At 68.1% G+C, this 16959-nt stretch carries 20 protein-coding genes and 5 pseudogenes; 14 read left to right on the top strand and 11 right to left on the bottom strand.

Annotated features, from left to right (window positions below; translation table 11 throughout):
- Positions 1-99: 99 nt before the first annotated feature.
- A complete protein-coding gene (locus ACFV2S_RS33580) occupies positions 100-858 on the top strand; it encodes a GntR family transcriptional regulator (RefSeq protein WP_385568172.1) in 759 nt (252 codons plus the stop codon).
- On the opposite strand, the gene ACFV2S_RS33575 is transcribed toward ACFV2S_RS33580, so the two are convergent.
- The gene (locus tag ACFV2S_RS33575) at positions 800-1627 is read right to left on the bottom strand and encodes an MBL fold metallo-hydrolase (protein ID WP_385568169.1); all 828 of its coding nucleotides are present in this window, start codon (positions 1625-1627) and stop codon (positions 800-802) included. The two genes, ACFV2S_RS33580 and ACFV2S_RS33575, sit on opposite strands and share 59 nt — an antisense overlap.
- A gap of 126 nt (positions 1628-1753) precedes the next feature.
- On the opposite strand from ACFV2S_RS33575, the gene ACFV2S_RS33570 reads away from it, so the two are divergent.
- Complete coding sequence (locus ACFV2S_RS33570; protein WP_385568165.1) at positions 1754-2203, top strand: lamin tail domain-containing protein; 450 nt, start codon at positions 1754-1756, stop codon at positions 2201-2203.
- Between the two features lie 56 nt (positions 2204-2259).
- On the opposite strand, the gene ACFV2S_RS33565 is transcribed toward ACFV2S_RS33570, so the two are convergent.
- The 5 genes and pseudogenes from ACFV2S_RS33565 to ACFV2S_RS33545 form a co-directional block, all read right to left on the bottom strand.
- Positions 2260-2799: a DUF4231 domain-containing protein gene (locus tag ACFV2S_RS33565; protein ID WP_383797491.1), complete on the bottom strand. Its 540-nt coding sequence runs from the start codon at positions 2797-2799 to the stop codon at positions 2260-2262.
- 134 nt (positions 2800-2933) lie between these two features.
- Positions 2934-3443, bottom strand: coding sequence for a flavoprotein (locus tag ACFV2S_RS33560; protein ID WP_385568160.1), 510 nt, complete (start codon positions 3441-3443; stop codon positions 2934-2936).
- A 295-nt stretch (positions 3444-3738) separates the two neighbouring features.
- Positions 3739-3838, bottom strand: a pseudogene (locus ACFV2S_RS33555) (NUDIX hydrolase); the annotation flags it as partial.
- Between the two features lie 194 nt (positions 3839-4032).
- Positions 4033-4668 carry a VOC family protein gene (locus tag ACFV2S_RS33550; RefSeq protein ID WP_385568157.1) on the bottom strand — a complete coding sequence of 212 codons (636 nt, stop codon included), beginning with the start codon at positions 4666-4668 and terminating at the stop codon, positions 4033-4035.
- 186 nt (positions 4669-4854) lie between these two features.
- Positions 4855-5865, bottom strand: a complete 1011-nt coding sequence (locus ACFV2S_RS33545; protein WP_385568153.1) for a quinone oxidoreductase family protein — start codon at positions 5863-5865, stop codon at positions 4855-4857.
- A 274-nt stretch (positions 5866-6139) separates the two neighbouring features.
- On the opposite strand from ACFV2S_RS33545, the pseudogene ACFV2S_RS33540 reads away from it, so the two are divergent.
- Both ACFV2S_RS33540 and ACFV2S_RS33535 read left to right on the top strand, forming a co-directional pair.
- Positions 6140-6393, top strand: a pseudogene (locus ACFV2S_RS33540) (tyrosine-type recombinase/integrase); the annotation flags it as partial.
- A gap of 370 nt (positions 6394-6763) precedes the next feature.
- The gene (locus ACFV2S_RS33535; RefSeq protein WP_385568150.1) at positions 6764-7402 is read left to right on the top strand and encodes a S1 RNA-binding domain-containing protein; all 639 of its coding nucleotides are present in this window, start codon (positions 6764-6766) and stop codon (positions 7400-7402) included.
- Between the two features lie 299 nt (positions 7403-7701).
- Here the strand turns inward: ACFV2S_RS33535 and ACFV2S_RS33530 are convergent, their stop codons facing one another.
- Positions 7702-8121: a DUF6578 domain-containing protein gene (locus ACFV2S_RS33530; RefSeq protein ID WP_385568147.1), complete on the bottom strand. Its 420-nt coding sequence runs from the start codon at positions 8119-8121 to the stop codon at positions 7702-7704.
- A 124-nt stretch (positions 8122-8245) separates the two neighbouring features.
- Between ACFV2S_RS33530 and ACFV2S_RS33525 the strand changes: the two genes are divergently transcribed.
- Positions 8246-8779: an SMI1/KNR4 family protein gene (locus ACFV2S_RS33525; protein WP_385568143.1), complete on the top strand. Its 534-nt coding sequence runs from the start codon at positions 8246-8248 to the stop codon at positions 8777-8779.
- A gap of 87 nt (positions 8780-8866) precedes the next feature.
- Here the strand turns inward: ACFV2S_RS33525 and ACFV2S_RS33520 are convergent, their stop codons facing one another.
- Complete coding sequence (locus ACFV2S_RS33520) at positions 8867-9112, bottom strand: hypothetical protein (protein ID WP_385568138.1); 246 nt, start codon at positions 9110-9112, stop codon at positions 8867-8869.
- A 344-nt stretch (positions 9113-9456) separates the two neighbouring features.
- Positions 9457-10212 carry a GntR family transcriptional regulator gene (locus ACFV2S_RS33515; RefSeq protein ID WP_385568134.1) on the bottom strand — a complete coding sequence of 252 codons (756 nt, stop codon included), beginning with the start codon at positions 10210-10212 and terminating at the stop codon, positions 9457-9459.
- Between the two features lie 78 nt (positions 10213-10290).
- On the opposite strand from ACFV2S_RS33515, the gene ACFV2S_RS33510 reads away from it, so the two are divergent.
- The 7 genes and pseudogenes from ACFV2S_RS33510 to ACFV2S_RS33480 form a co-directional block, all read left to right on the top strand.
- Positions 10291-10569 (top strand): hypothetical protein, encoded by a 279-nt coding sequence (locus tag ACFV2S_RS33510; RefSeq protein ID WP_385568231.1) that lies wholly within the window; start codon positions 10291-10293, stop codon positions 10567-10569.
- A 300-nt stretch (positions 10570-10869) separates the two neighbouring features.
- The gene (locus ACFV2S_RS33505; RefSeq protein ID WP_385568131.1) at positions 10870-11049 is read left to right on the top strand and encodes a hypothetical protein; all 180 of its coding nucleotides are present in this window, start codon (positions 10870-10872) and stop codon (positions 11047-11049) included.
- Positions 11046-11216, top strand: a complete 171-nt coding sequence (locus tag ACFV2S_RS33500) for a hypothetical protein (RefSeq protein WP_385568127.1) — start codon at positions 11046-11048, stop codon at positions 11214-11216. The genes ACFV2S_RS33505 and ACFV2S_RS33500 overlap by 4 nt, the downstream gene beginning before the upstream one ends.
- 58 nt (positions 11217-11274) lie before the next feature.
- A complete protein-coding gene (locus tag ACFV2S_RS33495) occupies positions 11275-11946 on the top strand; it encodes a GntR family transcriptional regulator (RefSeq protein WP_385568122.1) in 672 nt (223 codons plus the stop codon).
- A pseudogene (locus ACFV2S_RS33490) lies at positions 11943-12218 on the top strand (hypothetical protein); the annotation flags it as partial. The gene ACFV2S_RS33495 and the pseudogene ACFV2S_RS33490, both read left to right, overlap by 4 nt.
- 276 nt (positions 12219-12494) lie before the next feature.
- Positions 12495-13508, top strand: a complete 1014-nt coding sequence (locus ACFV2S_RS33485; protein ID WP_385568119.1) for a hypothetical protein — start codon at positions 12495-12497, stop codon at positions 13506-13508.
- 528 nt (positions 13509-14036) lie between these two features.
- Positions 14037-14192 (top strand): annotated as a pseudogene (locus ACFV2S_RS33480) (IS5/IS1182 family transposase); the annotation flags it as partial.
- Here ACFV2S_RS33480 and ACFV2S_RS33475 read toward each other — a convergent pair.
- Together ACFV2S_RS33475 and ACFV2S_RS33470 are read right to left on the bottom strand one after the other, a co-directional pair.
- A complete protein-coding gene (locus ACFV2S_RS33475) occupies positions 14184-14936 on the bottom strand; it encodes a hypothetical protein (protein WP_385568115.1) in 753 nt (250 codons plus the stop codon). The pseudogene ACFV2S_RS33480 and the gene ACFV2S_RS33475 overlap by 9 nt on opposite strands.
- 55 nt (positions 14937-14991) lie before the next feature.
- Complete coding sequence (locus ACFV2S_RS33470; RefSeq protein WP_385568110.1) at positions 14992-15429, bottom strand: NUDIX domain-containing protein; 438 nt, start codon at positions 15427-15429, stop codon at positions 14992-14994.
- Positions 15430-15463: 34 nt separating this feature from the next.
- Here ACFV2S_RS33470 and repSA point away from each other — a divergent pair.
- Positions 15464-16729: pseudogene (repSA, locus tag ACFV2S_RS33465) on the top strand (replication initiator protein RepSA); the annotation flags it as partial.
- Positions 16726-16935 (top strand): excisionase family DNA-binding protein, encoded by a 210-nt coding sequence (locus tag ACFV2S_RS33460; protein WP_385568106.1) that lies wholly within the window; start codon positions 16726-16728, stop codon positions 16933-16935. The pseudogene repSA and the gene ACFV2S_RS33460, both read left to right, overlap by 4 nt.
- The last annotated feature ends 24 nt before the right edge of the window (positions 16936-16959 follow it).

The following is a 16959-nucleotide window of genomic DNA, read 5'->3' as shown; positions in this document are numbered from 1 at the left end:
CCGATGGATGGATCGACCGGGCGGGACGGCGTACGGGTGCGCCCCCGGGCCGAGGGGTGCGCCGTAGGGTGTCCCGCAGACGAAGGGAGTGGTCCACCCGTGACTGACCAGGACAGCGCTCGTCGGCCCAAGTACCAGCGCATCGCAGACGAGTTGAGAACCGCGATCCGGTCGGGCGCCTTCTCGCCGGGCGATCGGCTCCCCGGCGAGAACGACCTCATGTCGACGTACGACGTGGCCCGCATGACCGCTCGCCAGGCCCTCTCGGTGCTGCGTACGGAAGGGCTCACGGAAGCGCGCAAGGGGGCCGGGGTCTTCGTCCGGGTCTTCCGTCCGCTGCGCCGTCGGGGCATCCCGCGCCTCGCCGGGGACCAGTGGGGCAGCGGCCGCTCGGTCTGGTCGGCGGACGTGGAGGACCGGGAGCTGGTCGTCGACCAGATCGAGGTGGGCGAGTCGGAGGCCGGCGAGCGGGTCGCGGGCGCGCTGAACCTGGCGCCGGGCGCGCCGGTCTGCGTCCGCAGCCGCCGGTTCGTCCTCGACGCGAAGCCGGTGCTGCTCTCGGTTTCGTACCTCTCGGCCGAGCTGGTGCGCGGTACGCCGATCACCGAGCCGGACACGGGCCCGGGCGGCACCTACGCGCGGCTCACGGAGCTGGGACACCGGCCGGTGCGCTTCCGGGAGGAGATCCGCTGCCGGATGCCGACGGCGGACGAGTCGGAGCGGCTCTCCCTGGATTTCGGGACGCCGGTGGTCCTGATCGGACGCACGGCGTTCACGGGGCCGGGGGTGGCGGTGGAGCTCAACGAGATGACGCTGGACTCGTCGTCGTACGTCCTGGAGTACGACTTCGACGCGTGAGGAGGGGGTCGCGACCGACGACGAACCGCCGCCCGGGATCGGCGTGGGCGACGTCGCCGGGGAACGCGGCGGCGGCCAGGGCGACGGCCTCGGCGGGGGTGGTCCCCGGCCCGACGTGGGTCACGACGAGACGGCCGGCACGGGCGTCGGAGGCGCTCCGCCCGGCCTGCGCGGCCGAGTGGCGCCCGGGCACGCAGCCGTCGGCCTCGCACACGAACAGCTCGCAGTCCTGGGCGAGTTCGACGAGCGCGTCGCACGGCTCGCAGTCCCCGGAGTAGACGAGGGAGGCCCCTCCCTCGTCCTCCACGCGCAGGGCGAAGGCGGGCAGCCCGCCGTGGTCGACGGCGCGGGACCGCAGGGTGAGCCCGCCGACGCGGGCGAGGTGTCCGTCGTACAGCTCCTCCACGCGGAAGGCGCTCTCGACGGGGCTGCGGTCGGGCCCGTTGGTGAGGAAGGCGGCGAGCCGGTCGGCGATGCCGGGTGGGCCGAGGAGGGGCAGGGGCAGCGGGAGGTCGAGCCCGGCGTACAGCAGTCCGTAGGAGGCGGTGAGCAGGTCGGCGCTGTGGTCGGCGTGCAGGTGCGAGATCCACACGGCGTCGACCTCGCCGAGCGCCACGTACCGCTGGAGCTCGGCGAGGGTGCCGGTCCCGGCGTCCACCCAGAGGCGGACGCCGCCGCCCTCGACGAGGTAGCCGGAGCATGCGTTGCCGGGCCGGGGGAAGGGGGTGGCGGATCCGAGGACGGTGATCCGCAGTGCGTCGTCGCCCATGGGCCGAGTCTAGGACGGCTGCCGGAGAGTGGCCGGAAGTTGTGCGGACGGAGTGAAGGGCGTGCGTATCCTGTGTGCTCGCCGGGGTCCATCAGCGGTCGTCCGGCAGAGAACTGAGGGACATTCATGCTTCGCGTACGCACGCTCGTGGCCGTGACCGCGGCCGCCGCCTCCGGCATCCTGCTGCTGCCTTCGCAGGCGCAGGCCGCCGGCTCGGTCCACCTGTACAAGATCTACTACGACAGCCCGGGCTCGGACAACCGGTCCAACAGCAGCCTGAACGGCGAGTACGTCCAGATACGCAACACGACCGGCGCTGCGGTCAGCCTGCGGGGCTGGACGCTGACGGACGCGTCCAACCACAAGTACACCTTCGGCAACTACACGCTCGGCAAGGGCAAGATCGTGACGGTCCGCACGGGCCGCGGCACGAACACCTCGGCGAACGTGTACCAGAACCGTGGGGCGTACGTCTGGAACAACGACCGGGACACGGCGAAGCTGCGCAAGTCGAACGGCACGACCGTCGACACCTGCTCGTACAACTCGACGCGGGTCGACTACAAGTGGTGCTGACCCCGCACCGGGCGTGACGGACCGGGGGCCCCGCGACCCGGGGCCCCCGGGCACGCTCAGGAGGCCTCCGACTCCTGCCGGGCGCCGGGCACGCCGCCCCCGTGCTGCTGCACGTCGGAGTTGACCTGCCCGCCCAGCGTCATGACGTTCAGGGTCGCGGAGTTCTCGTTGGCGATGGCCTTCTCGACACGGGAGACGAGGACGGCGAAGGCCTCGCGCCCGCCGAGCGTGTGGTACGGCCCGACCTTGGTCTCGAAGTAGACGCGCTCGTGCCCGAGCAGCTGCTCGGTGGAGCGGTAGTTCTTCCACTGCTCCCGGTACCGGTAGACGCTCTCCAGCGACACGGCGGCGACGACGACCACGCTCAGCACGGTGGCGGTGATCCGCGCGAAGTCCAGGTCGAGGTTGACGAAGACCGGCACGAGCGCCCCGCCGACGACGGACACGGTCCGCATCCGCAGATGCATCGCCTTCATCCGGGTCGCCTTGGCGTCGTACCACCCCTGGTACTGCGCGAGCCTGGTCTCGATGTACCGCTGCGGCGTCATCTCGCCACCCTGCAGCCCGGGTTCGGGCGCGTCCCCCAGCTCAGCCATGCGGGGAGTACACAGCGAGGGACGAGCCCCCGTCAACTCACTGCGCCCGGCTCAGAGACGCGACCGCCCGGACGGTCGCGCGAGCGTGACCCGCCCCGGCCATGGCACAAAAGCACCGACTGCCCCCACACCTCTCAGCCGACGACGATCCGCTCACGCACGGCGGAGAGGGCGAGCGGCCAGGGGAACCCCAGGTCCGGCTCCTGGGGCACGACCACCGAGACCCCGGCACCACGGAGCGTCTCGACGGACCGCTCGAACTGCGGGTGCCGGACGTGGGCGGCACTGACGCACGGCATCGCGACCATGGGGATCCCGAGCCCGATGGCCTCGGCGACGACCTCGACGACGAACGTGTCGGCGGTGCCGAGCGCCCACTGGTTGACCGCGGCGAAGGAGGCGGGCGCGAACAGGATCGCGGAAGCGGCCGGCCACACCTCCGGCTCCCCGGGCAGCCTGCCGTCCCAGCGCACGGGATGCCCGGTGAGCGCGGCAAGCCCGTCGAGCGACCCGGCGAGCCAGCGAGCGGCCGTGGGGGTGAGCCCGAGACAGACGTCCCATCCGTCGGCCTGCGCGTCCTCGATGACACGGGCGATGTCGAAGACGGGCTGGGCGGCGCTGGCGAACACATACAGGGTACTCATCCCCCCATACGACCACATCCACCCCCTGACCTGCCCCGTAGCCCCAACCCCCACAACGGAAATGCCCGACGCCCGAACCCGAGGCGGCCAGTCCGCCCCCGCTGTCCGCTCCCATTGATGTCAGGTGCAGAGAGCAACCGACACAGAGCAACGCACGAACACCAAGGGCACGACGCCAAAGACGCGGACCTCGACATCCTGTGGACACCCGTCAGCTCGTCCGTCCGACGTGGATGCCGGCCCCTCCAAGACCTCGCGGGTACACCCGCCCCGACGCCTCGGCGAGCTCGAGGCCGCCGCCCTCCCGGAAGCTCCCACCTGCCGTTGTCCGCTCGACGGATTGCCAGGAGGCGACAGTCTTCCCGCGCTCCCGATAGCGGCGACGCCGACCGCAGCAGCCGGGGGCATCGGCTGCTGCGGTCGATGAGTCGAACGATGTGAGGACGGGAAGGCAGACGATCGCGCATGCGGCGACGAGCGAATTCGACTCGGGAGTCGGGCTACCTCATCAACACCACACCAGTCGAACGACTTCGAGGGCTGCACGGGCGCCGAAGCCGGCCGCCCCCGCGGGGCAATCAAGCCCGGATCAGATCGTGACCGGCCCGTGGGCGGTGGCGAACTCGACCGAGACCAGGCCCGGTTCCTCATCCTCGACCCAGGTGACGTCGATCTGGTCGAGGGGGTGGTCGGCCGGCTCGCCGAGGAACTCGGCGATGGAGGCGGCGTCACCGGCGAGGGAGACCCCGTGGATGGCAGTGGAGGTACGCGGATCAGCGCTCGGTCGCTCCTCGGCGGGAACCAGCCACTGCAGAAAGTACGGCAGTTGCGGGTCCTCCATCAGCTCCAGCAGGCCGATCTGCTTCCACCTCAGGTCGAACCCGTCGGGGCGGACACGGTGGCCCTCGGCCGATGCACGGCCGAGACGGGCCTCGACCGGCGTCAGATCGTCGACGCAGACCACCCAACCGAGCCACCCGCCACCCTCAGCAGCGCGGCGCGCAACCGCCCGACCGAAGGGCGCGCGGTCGGCGGCCGGGTGGTCGAGCGTGGTGACCACCTCGACGTAGGTGCCGCCGCTCAGCGGGAGAACGAAGTTGCGGGTACCGAATCGCGGGTGCACGCCCCCGTCGACGAACCCGGCGCCAAGGGCGGATCCGATCCACTGGACGGTCGAGACGAAGCTGTCGCGGGCCACCGCATAGGACACGTGATCAAGTCGCACCGCGCCATCATGACCGGACAACCCGCACAAATCCCGACGCCACGCCAGCCGCCCGGCCGCATCCGCCGTGGCCCCCGGCCCGGCTCGGTCTGCTGAGCGCCTGACGCTGTCGGGGGATCTTGGCGATGACGGTCGGCCATGCCTCGGGATCTCCGTCTCCAAGATCCCCGACCTCCTCGCCCGCGATCAGCTCTGCGTCTCCTCGCGGCGCCCCACAGCGGCCGCATCGGGTACGAGGAGCAGCTTGCCGGTGGTACGCCGAGCCTCCAGATCGCTGTGGGCCCGGGCGGCCTCGGACAAGGCGTAGCGGCCCGTTACGGTGACCTCAAGCGCCTTGGAGCGGACCCACTCGAACACGTCGGCGGCACGTCGGAGCAGTTCGGACCGATCGGCGATGAAGTCCCCGAGGCTGGGCCGGATCAGGGTCAGCGAACCGCCGTGGGCGAGCCGAATCGGATCGAACGGGGGCACGGCACCACTTGCCGCGCCGAAGAGCACGAGATGGCCGCGGGTTCGCAGGCTGGCGAGGCTCGCGTCGAAGGTGTGCGCGCCGACGCCGTCGAAGACGACCGGCAGTCCCTGACCGCCGTTGAGCCGCCTCACCTCGGCTGCGAGGTCGTCGACTGCAGAGGAAAGGATCACCTCGGCGGCTCCGGCACGCTTCGCCAACTCGGCCTTCGCCGTGGTCGACGTCGTGCCGATCACCCTGCCGCCGAGATGGGTGATGAGCTGGGTCAGAAGCAGCCCCATGCCGCCGGCCGCCGCATGCACGAGCACCGTGTCGCCCCCCTGAACCGGGTAGGCGTCCTTGACGAGATAGTGCGCGGTCATGCCTTGGAGGAGTACGGCGGCGGCCGTCTCGAAGCCGATGTCGTCGGGCAGCGGCACCAGCCGGGAGGACTCCACGACGGCCCGCTCGGCATACGTGCCGGGAATCTCCACCCAACCGACCCGGTCCCCGACTGCGACGTCAGCGACGCCGGGTCCGACTTCGACGACCGTGCCGGCGCCCTCAGCTCCCGGGGTGAAGGGCAGCGGAAGGCTGTACCGGCCTTCGCGGTGGTAGACGTCGAGGAAGTTGACCCCGGATGCGGCGACCTCCACGACCGCCTCGCCCGGACCCGGCCGCGGCTGGTCCACCTCGGCCTCCTGCAGCACCTCGGGACCGCCCACTTCGTACACCTGAATCGCTCGCATGCCCCCCACCAACCCCGTTGCTGGCGATCCGATTCCCGGCAGGCAGAAGGTTCTGGCCAGTGGCCCTGGCGACATCCCCACGCGGGCTACGGCGCGGCCCGTTGCGGGGAGTTCCCCTGGACGGCCCGCCCATCCTGGTGCCTGTTGTGCCCCGCCGGAGGCATCGTCTTGAACTGCACTCGCGGACTGCCTCGGCCGCTTCGTGGTTCGTCACCCATCCACCCGAGCTGTCAGGCGTGCGAACGGCGTCCGGGCTGGAACGGACCCCAAGGCGCGCGACCTCTACCGCTCGTTCACCCGCGTCGCGAAGAACGCCGACCTCCGCGTCGTCCGGCTCCACGACGCCCGCCACGGCACGGCGACGCTCTCACCGCCGCCGGCGTCCCGCCCCGCGTCGTGATGGAGATCCTCGGGCACAGCCAGCTCGCTGTCACGACGAACATCTACGCCCACGCCGTCCAGAACACGCAACGCGAAGCCGTGAGTCACATGGACCGGCTGCTCAGAAGGCGGCCCCTCACTGACTGACAACCCGCTCACTCGCAGGCAACCAGCCCTCGGGTGCCCCGCGTATCGTCGGGGCACCCGAGCTGCAGTGACGGATCGCCACAACCTGGCTCGGTATGCAGTCGCCCCAGACAGAGCCGCACGCGTAGGCGGCTACAGGGGCGCCGACGCACGGCTCCATGAAAGGCTGGGCGGCATGGGGGCAGCGTCAAAGGATCAGGATGCTCGGGAGTTCCTGGCAGGCATCCGCATCGGCGACATCTGCAGCGGGACAGTCGCAAAGGTCACACGGCCTCAAGGGGTGACGGTCACCCGGGACGGATTCCCGGCACGTCCGCTGGGGACAGTCTGGCCTTTGGATGTCTCCTGGAGTTGGAATCAGGCTGTGGCCGTGAAGGTCGGCCAGCGCATCACCGCCGAGGTGATCACCATTGATCTGGATGAGGGCCACGCCAGGTTGAGTATGACCGCCACCGAGAGCCCAGAGCTGTGGACGTTCCTGAAATCGCGGCGCCCCGGCGAGATCTTTTCCGGCACGATCGCGGCCATCGAGCGGTTTGGCGTCTTCGTGGCGCTGGACGACGGCCCCGACCATCCGATCTTTCCCGGAGTCGGGTTCATCACGGTTCCCGAACTGTCCTGGCAGCACGTGGAAGCACTTTCGGACGTCGTTCAGGTCGGGCAGCGCGTGTCGTGCGAGTTCCTCCAGTTCGACACATGGAACGGGGAAGCCAGGCTGTCCCTGAGGGCGACGCAGCCGGACCCCTTCCAGGCATTCGCCGACAGCGTCGCGGTTGGCCAAACGCTGCAGGGACGGGTCACCAAACTGGTCCCGTTCGGCGTCTTCGTCCAGGTCGCCGATGGCATTGAGGGACTGGTCCATCTTCAAGAGCTCACCTCGACACCCGTGGCCGCTCCGCAGGAGGTCGTCGAGGCCGGCGACGAGATGACGGTCGTCGTCACGGACGTCGACCGAGCGCGGCGCAGGCTGGCCCTGTCCCGGCGGCAGGTGTCACCTGACTCTCGGTGACAGCGGCACGGCACCCGCGGGTGCTCAGACGCCCCAGGACGTGGGTGATCGTCCCCGTTGATGTCAGATGTGGATGTCAAAGGCCCCCAGTCAAGATCGACTGGGGGCCTTTCCCCTGGTGGGCGCGGACTGTTTCGAACCGCCGACATCTGCTTTGTAAGCCTGGCGCCCGCGGCTGAACCGTCATTGCAGCTCAACCCCTCTGCGCGCTGCGATGGCCGTCACAAGCTGTGGACGCCGCAGCGATCCTCCAGTGAACGTGGTTGACCGCTCGATCTGGCACGCGTGCACCAGCTCCCTCATCGACTGCGGGCAGCCGCACCTTCCTGTAGGTCGGTGACACGCCGGGCGGTCACCAGGTAGCCCGCGAAGCTCACGTCCGGCCTGGCCTTCGCCCACCCGTCCGCCTTCTCAACCGGTACCAGCACGGTCGTGCCCGGAACTGGGTAGTTCACCTTGTCCGTGGCGCCCGGGGGTACCCCGTAACGGCAGTGCACCTCGACGATTGGCACCACCTCCACCGAAGTGGGCACGTGTCCTTCGTCCTGGCCGTGATGCTCCTCGCGGAAGTCGATCTCATCCGCGCGCTCACTACCGACGACGTCGGCGTAGTCCTCCGGATCGACCTCCAGCAGCGTCCACGAGACAACATCGCCTGGCGTGAAGTTCTCTCCGCAGCACTGCATCTGCCAGCCATCGACCCAAATCGTCAACGTCATGCAGGCATTGTCCGTCGCAGGCGGCTGCTCACGGCTGCTATTAAAAGCCTCCTACGAACGCCTCTGCACAGTCAATGAGGCCAGCGGCCCCGTGAGCCTCCCGAGCGGTCACTAATCTGTTCGCATGATCCCGCACGAAGACCGCCAGTTTCCCGCTGAGCTCGCCGCTGCCATGGCGGTCCGGCTCGACTGCATAGGCGAGGACGGCGTCGACTTCGAACCCTACGAGTCCTTCCTGACTGCCGACGAGACAACGGACTGGCTCCGTGCATGGACGCGCAACAGCGACCTGACCGGCGATGACTTCCGCGTCTTCGGCCAGGACGGCACCGGCGGGTACGCAGCCTTCTGGCTCATCCGTCCCGGCCAGAATCTGGCAGAGCAGCCCGTTGTCTTCATGGGCTCCGAAGGAGAGACCGGAGTCGTCGCCCGCGACCTGGGCACCTTCCTTTGGCTCATGGCTGACGGCTTCGGCCCGTGGGAAGCAGCCGCCTTCTACGAACCCGAGCCCGACTGGGCCCCGCGGGTCAACGAGGACCTAGCGGCCATCGCGGAGCAGCACGCTCCGTCCTGCCGTGCGTCGGCAGCGACGATCGTCGCGCAGGCCACACAGGAGTTCCCCGACTTCGACGACATCATCATGGCGCTGTGCCGCTGAACATCGTCAGGTGAGCTGGATCGGACTACTAAGCCTGCGGGGTTGGCTGCCGCTCGCGAAGGTCATAAGGGGCAGTGAGGGCCGCTGTCATCCACCGTCGATGAGGTCGGGTGTGGGTGTCGGCTGTCGCCGGTCCGTGAACGGCCGCCGATAGTCCGAGGCGTCCCCAGGGGGATAGTCCCTGCCGAACACCACGTAGACGGGGTGCTCCGGATACCCGACCTCCATGCTCAGGAAGATGTCCACGTCATGGTTGGCGAACCGGTGCAGATACTGGATGAAGAGCTTCAGCTCCTCGTCCGACAGTGGCTCGTCGATCCGCTCGTTGTGCATGCCACCCCCACCAACTGCTCTGCTGATCGACCGGGCCGGACGATACCCGAGCCGTAGGAGCCATACTCGTCGCGTGCGCATAGATGGACATGCCCAGGTGGCCCTTCGGTGCGGTGTCTGGGTCGGTGCGACTCTCACCGCACCCCTGCTGCTGGTCGCCGGCGGTCCGGCGTACGAACGCCTGATGCGGCACCTGGGCCGCGACGAGGGGCCGGGGCTTCTGTCGAAGGGAGACGGTTGGGTGCACCCGGGGTACTGGGTCGTGACCAACGGTCTGGTCCGGGCCCTGACCTGGCCGACCCGTCGTGATGGGCTGTTGAGGGCAGGCCCGATGCGTTAGTCCTCTACCGGTTGATCGGGATCTCGTAAACGATCTCGCACAGGGCAGCCGGGACGACGATGTCCGCCGTCTCCACCGGCCGCCCTTCGACGCTGTAGTAGGTCCGCCGGATATGGGTGACGAGCGCAGCCTTCTGGATCCCGAGGAGCGAGGCTTCCTCGGGGGTGGCCTGCCGCGGCTCGGGCTGCTCGACGGCGTGGCTGACGGTGACGCCGATCTGGGCCATCCGATTCACGACGCCGGCCCCGGCGTGGGGCCCGCCCTCAGGAAGGACGGCGAGGGTCCCGCCGGTGAGGTCGTACGGCTCCCAGCTCGTGGCCAACTGCACAGGGCGCCCGTCGGCGAGGAACTCGTACACGGTCCGGACGCACAGCTCGCCGTCATCGACCCCGAGCCGTGCAGCGATCTCCGCCGGCGCGGGCACCTTCGCATCGGTCCGGCTCTCCCAGCCGCCATTCCGGCCCACGGCCTTCATGTCCGCCCGGAACGGCGACCCATCCGGCTGCTCGCGCGCCGCAGACCGCACCATCCGCACTCGCTGCCTGGGCTCGGCGACATAGGTCCCGGACCCGGCCCGCCCCTCCAGCACGCCCTGGGAGATCAACAGCTCCTGGGCCCGGCGAACGACGTTCTCGCCGACCCCACACTCCTGGCCGATCTGGGCCCGTGAGGGCAGCCGGTCTCCAGGAGTCCACTCGTGCTCCGCGATCCGCCGCCGCAGTTCGTCGGCGATGCGGAGGTAAGGCGGCTGCTCAGACATATGGAAAATCTAGTCCACTAGCCCTAATCTAGTTAACTAGCTTCACTCAAAGTGATCACCCGTGACGGAGGCAGCCCTGTGCCTGCTCCAGAAGTAAGCGCTGAGGCCTTGGCTGCCCGGTTGTCAGCGGTCGGGCTCACCACATGCGTGGAAGGGCACCCGCGGCATACGTCGATCGAAGCGGAGCTACCGGAATCCCTCTCCGCCGAGACATGGCAGGAGGTCCTGGAAGTCGTGGCTGCGGCGGACCGATTCGGCCTCCTGGCCACCAGCCTGGGCGGCCGCACTCTGTGGGCCGCCGTGAGCAAAACGGTCCCCGCGACGGGCGATGTCCGGGGACCTGGCCATCAGCGATAGGAGCTGATCAGCATGTTCAACCGTATCCGTCGCGCCATCAGGCGCACCAGAGAGCGGTACGCCCAGAGGACCCGACACTGGAAGCCCTTAACGTCGACTCGCCCGACGCTCGCTAACCGCCCGACGAACTGACGCTGTTCCTCCGACAGCTTTGAGGCCGGACAAACTTCCTCCCGGGCGAAGAGACAGCCCTCGTCCGCCCGTACGTCCTGGTCGGCGAAGAACGCATCCGACGGAACTCGGCCCCGATTCCGCCCCGCCTCCTCGCCCCCACCTGGTTCGTGCCGGCGGAGGCTACGGATGACCCGCTTCCCCTCGGCGGCGACCACGCCCTACCGGTCCAGCGCATGCCGGATCGGCACCCACCACGAGTGCGCGCACTCCTCCCCGACGACGGCACCGATCGACATCCCCGTCGTCTACGAAGCATGCGCCTGCCCCTGCCACTTCGCGACCACGTCACCAGAGGCGGCCTCATGAACGGCTATCCCTCGGGCGGCGCACTTGCCTTGCCGGTCGAGATCACCACGACCACGGTGCAGCGCGGCGACGTCATCCAGATCGGCGGCCAACCGTGCCGAGTGGCCGACCTCCGCCAACTGCCCGGCGGCGCCAAGCGTCTCTCTTCGAATCGGGCGAGCTCCTGACGATGCACACCCGTACGCGCCTGATCGCCGGACGAGTGCTCAGAAGGTGGTGACCGCCATGCCGTCTCTCCGCGACACCATCGCCGATGACCTACGGACCCAGATCACCGCCGGCCATCTGCAGGCCGGCGCCCGCCTCCCCTCGGAACCGAGGCTCGCCGCCCAGTACAAGGTGAGCACCCCGACACTGCGCAACGCCCTCGCACTCCTCCAGGCCGAGGGCCTGATCGACAAGATCCATGGCAAGGGCAACTGTGTCCGCCACCCCCTCCTCAGACTCACGTACGCGGTGAGCCACCTCACCCCGAACGCAGACCTCCACGCCACGATCCGCACCACCAACCTCCGGGCGCGCGGAGACCTCATCCCCCTACTCAAGGTCCCCTCGCGCACCCCACTGACGGAGTTCCTCTGCGTCACTCACCAGGGAGAGAGGCCGCACAGCCTGGCCCGCATCTACGTCCCGCGCGACCTGGTTCCGGCCGAACTGCCGTGGCCTCGTCCCGGACGGGCGGAGACCCGAGAAGTTGTCACCGCCCGGCTCCCTACCCCAGAAGAAGCCTCCACCCTCCGACTCAGCACGACGCTGGCCGTGCTCGCGATCACGCGGGTGTCTGCCGACATCACAGGCCGTGTGGTCGAGGCGGCTTGCCTGACGCTCCCTGGCGAGCGCGCCGAAGCGCTCTTCACCACTCACCACAAGATCGAAGAGAGGACGACGGAAGGATGAAAGCCCACAGCGAGCTCCGCCTCCTCCCCTGGTCGGGCCCTGATGGAAAGCCCTGCTACCTGAGCACTGACGACGCCAGCAGCCACCTGTCCCACCTGGCCGACGCCACTGAAGCTGCCCAACTCGGCGTCGGCCAAGAGCTCCTGGAGCACGCCATGGAGGTAATCGCCGACGTGGACTCAGGGCCGACGGAACTCCACCTCCTGGCGGTGGATCTGACGGAAGCCTTGCGGGACGCACTCCGCGTGGCCGTGAGTCGCGGCCACCGTCTCCCTAGGTCGGACTCCGCCGCACGCGAGGGAGGAGACGCAGGCCCTCGACTGCCCGCGGCGGCCTTTAGCTGGCAGGTACGAACCCCCAGCGCCTCGAAGCCCCGGACCTACGTCCGGGGCTTCTGCACACGGCTCCGGAGGGCCTGTGCGTCTCACACGTTTCAGCAGGTCGGGCCGTCACTGAACTCATTGGAGGGTCGCACTGTCCATGAATAGGCCGCAGCCCCGAGGGCAGAACACCGGGCACGCGCCTCATCAGACAACTAATGTGTCGTCATGGGAGACGTGACGTTTTTGAGCCAGGCTGAGCCGGTCGACGAGTATGGCCGTGCCCTCTACGCTGTCGCTCGATCCATCATTCGGGCACAACTTGACCAACTGGGTAAAGATGACCTAACAGACCTGAACTGCGACAGGTCGGACGTCACGATGCGTCAACTGAGCAAAATTGCTCGACTCGAACGAGATAAAGGCATGCGAGGTGACGGCTTTGAATGGGCCGTGCATGAAGCCATTGTCGGGAAAGAGCCGAGCGTATCCGAAATGGTTGCTCGGGCGATGGGGAGAATGTCCACGAAGTACAAGGCGATTGATGAGCCGCAGTCTCTCCTCTTCGGATACGAGCGAGCAAAGTACCTCGGCTTCCTGGATGCCGTCGTAGAGGATGCCGGAGATGGTGCTGTTTTGCTCCCGGATAAGCAGGGCCGACCCTTCGGATTTGGCCCCTGGGTAACGGTTGCAGCGAAGGGCGCCCGGGCCGAGTCGCAGCTGGCAGAACGAATCAAGAAGATCTGGAAGACAGACCTATTCTTCACTGATCAAGAAGGATTCCGATACGCGGCCGCAACGATCAAAAGTAATTGGAGACAGTTGGAGTCCGGGCCTGGCCTGCGGATCGGGGTTGTACCCGAGGCGAAGGACCTGAAAGCAGGCGTGCGATTCCAGAATGGCCTGTGGCTAGCGATCCTCCCGGACCCTGACGGCTTCATGGGCCTCTTCAATGACGCCTACTCGTCAGTGGCGTCTGCCGTATGCACCCTGGGGCGCCACGCCAAGCCGCCCTACTACGTCAAGCCGACGGCCAAGGGGCAGCGCCTTCAGGAGCAATTGGAGAAATACCCGACGGCGAAAGTCGTCGAAGTTGAAGATGCGTTGAATGAAGCCGCACAGCAGGATCTGATTGCCGTTGATCACAAGCTGCTTTCTGTTCAGGCGCCGGAATGGCTTCACTTGAATGAGAAGAGGGCGCAAATTATCGCGCCCAGGCCCCACTTCGAACCGCTGGACTGAGTCAGCGAAAGCGACCTGAGGTGTCGGCGAAGGCTCGCCTTCCGCCGCACCCGCCACGGCCCCGACTCCCATCCCGTCTGCCGTCGGCCCACACACCGTGGAGCAGGCGCGGTGCCGGGCGTCCAGGTGGAGCGCGCCACTGTACGAACGACCTGGACGCCCGGTGCCGTGTCTGCTCGGCTCTGCCTGGGTCGACGGCAGACAGGATGGGGGTCTCCCTCACCGCAACACCCCTCGGCCGGCACTCGCCCACGGAGCCCCTCCATCCCGGAGCCTGAGCGCCCCCGCCGGAGGCATCGTCTTGACCCGCGCCCGCGTACTGCCTCGGCCGCCTCGTGGTTCGCCACCCATCAACCCGATCCGTCAGGCGTGCGGCCGGGCTGGAGCGGGGCGCAGACAGGAGCGCAGGCCCGGGCGACGGGCCGTGCGCGCCGCGCCGTGCGCGGCGGGTGCCTTGATTAAGTAGAGAAACTCTTACCGCGCTGCGGCGCTTGATCTCTCCAGAGGCCGTCGGCTGTGCGGTGGCAGCGCCGGCACAACAGCATGCACGCCAAGATCCGCTGCCTCGGCGAGCGGGCCATGGCCACTCTGAAGCGCTGGCACCTCCTGCGGAAGCTCCGCTGCAGCACCAACCGCATCACCGCGATCGTCCAGGCCGTTTCCCTCCATCACGCGTCAGCGTGAAGTTGGAAACTCACTCACAGACGGCGACGATTTCGGTTCAGAGGATTGTTTGCCCTCTCCAGACTGCTTGTTCTCAATGCTTTCATACATCTGTTGTGTCTTGCGCTGCGTTTCGCGCATAAGCTCCAACGCCTGGCTTGCCTTCCACAAAACGAAGAACGCAAGGCCTAGCAACAGCAGCGATCCCAACACCGCTCCGAGACTCAGCCAAATAATCCGCCTTTCGCTATCTCGCGGCTTGCACTCTTTCAGGGAGGCACTCAGGTTATGCCGCAGGCTCACAGCAGGGTCCGCGCCGTCGAGAAGCAGCTTGTAGACGATCATCTGCTTCTTGTGAATCACGTATGGGTCAATGAGCAGTGAATTTCCTCGGATCGTGGCCGGAGGAACCATCCTGTTTCTCGTGGTATCCGAAGTGAGAATCGACACGATCCGCGAATCGAATCCGAATTCAATGGGCTCCCCGTTGAAAGCTGCCACCTCGATCTCCCTGCGTCCTACGTTGTCCAGGAACAATGAGGCAACGTGAGGATTCTGCAGCCTGTCTGCGCCGAGGGTCACCGAAAGCCCGCTATGGGAAGAAGAGAGCATTGGCGTGATTTCGGCGGTGAACGTAGCCGTACGCTTTGCTACGACGGCGCTGTATGCCCATCGGCCTGCGATCAGAGTCGCGAGCACCGCTGCCACCGCAGCGACAGCACTGGTCGTCGCAGCCCAGTCCAGGGCGAGAGTCACAGATCTCATGAGCGTCGTTATAGCAGGCTCTCAACTGGCCCTATACATCGTGCTGTTCAGGGGCTCACTGGTGTGCGATTAGGCGACGGCCGTCGTGGCTGCGGACGTGGGGACCGTTGCCGTCCAGGGCGTCTAGGAGGCGGATCGCGTAGACCTCCGCCATGCGCTCCTCGACCTCGGCCGGCGTCAGCCAGTCGACTGCGGTGGACTCCTCCGAGACTCGCTCGGAGCCGCCTGAGGGCTTGCAGCGGAAGACCAGGGCCACGATGCCTCGCGTCGTGTTCTTGTAGACGCCCGTCAGCTCGTGCACCTCGACGTGGATGCCCGTCCCCTCCAGGACCTCGCGGGCGACGCCCGCTTCAGGCGCCTCGGTGAGTTCGAGTACTCCGCCCGGGAGCTCCCACGTGCCGTTGTCCGCTCGGCGGATGGCCAGGAGGCGGCCGTCTTCGCGCACTACCGCTCCGGCCCCGCGACCGACTGACGCTCGCTCAACTCTTCTCAACCCGCTGTGGTTTCTTACCGTGGCGGGTTGACTGCCCATCCACCTCCAGGGCTGGACCCTCACCCGGGACAAGGCCACCGGCGAGACCCTCCACCGATACTCCACCGACACCGAACCGGGCGCCCGGCTCCGGATCGCCTGCGGCAACCGCCGGGCCTCCCGCTGCCCCGCCTGCGCCTGGACGTACGCGGGCGACACCTACCACCTCATCCGCGCCGGCCTCGCCGGAGACAGCGCCCGGGGCATCCCCGCCGCCGTCCGCGAGCATCCCCGCGTCTTCCTCACCCTCACCGCCCCGTCCTTCGGACCGGTCCACAACCGCCCCGGCACCCGGCCGTGCCGCTGCGGCCTCCACCACGCCGAGGACGACGCCGCCCTCGGCACGCCGCTCGACCCCGACTCGTACGACTACGCCGCCGCCGTCCTCTTCAACAACCACGCCGGGCAGCTCTGGCAGAGGTTCACGAACCGCCTCCGCCGGGAGATCGCCGCCGCGGCCGGTCTCTCGCAGAGGGAGCTCAAGGCGGTCGCCCGGATCTCGTACGGGAAGGTCGCCGAGTTCCAAAAGCGCGGCGCCGTCCACTTCCATGCCGTCGTCCGCATCGACGGCCCGGACGGTCCCGACTCCCCGCCGCCGTCGTGGGCGACCACCGAACGCCTCACCGACGCCATCCGCGCAGCCGCCACCCACGCGTACACAACCATCACCATCCCCGCCGCCGGCGATCAGCCGTTACGTCGCCTCCGCTGGGGCGCCCAGCTCGACATCCGCCCCGTCAAAGCCTTCGGCGACGGCTCCGACATCACCGAACAGGCCGTCGCCTCCTACATCGCCAAATACGCCACCAAAGCCGCGGAGACCACCGGCAGCCTCGACCGCCGCGTCGGCAACCGCGAGGCCCTGGCCCTCCTCGGCGTCCCCGACCACACCCGCCGCCTCGTCGAAGCCTGCTTCGACCTCGACCCTCTGTACCCGGACCGCCGACTCCTCGCCTGGGCCCACATGCTCGGCTTCCGGGGCCACTTCTCCACCAAGTCCCGCCAGTACTCCACCACCCTGAGCGAACTCCGCCAGACCCGCGCCGACTACCGCGCCGCCCAGGAACGCACCGCCCGCGGCCTCGACGACATCGAGCCGGACACCGTCCTCGTCCTCACCTCCTGGACGTACGCCGGACAGGGCCACTCCCCCGGCGAGGCCGCTCTCGCCGCCTCGATCGCCCGAGACATCCAGCTCAACCGCGAGACCGCCCGCGAAGCCCTACGCGATCAACTCGCCTTGGAAGGAGCACCCGCATGACCGACCGACTGCTGACCGTGGGCCAGGCCGCCGAACTCCTCGGCACCAGCGAAAGGTTTCCGCGTCGGCTCATCGCCGAGCGCCGGATCGTCTTCGTCAAGGTGGGGCGGCATGTCCGCATTCCTGAGCGGGCCTTGAAGGAATTCGTCGTCGCCCACACCGTCCAGCCGATCACCACTCGTCGCCGATTCGCGGCGGTGGCCTGATGGCGAACAGCAAGGGAAAGCGTC

The sequence above is a fragment of the Streptomyces sp. NPDC059695 genome (assembly GCF_042733785.1).
Taxonomy (GTDB): Bacteria; Actinomycetota; Actinomycetes; order Streptomycetales; family Streptomycetaceae; genus Streptomyces.
The sequence above is the reverse complement of the archived record's forward strand: the minus strand, read 5'-3'. Positions and strand labels throughout refer to the sequence as shown.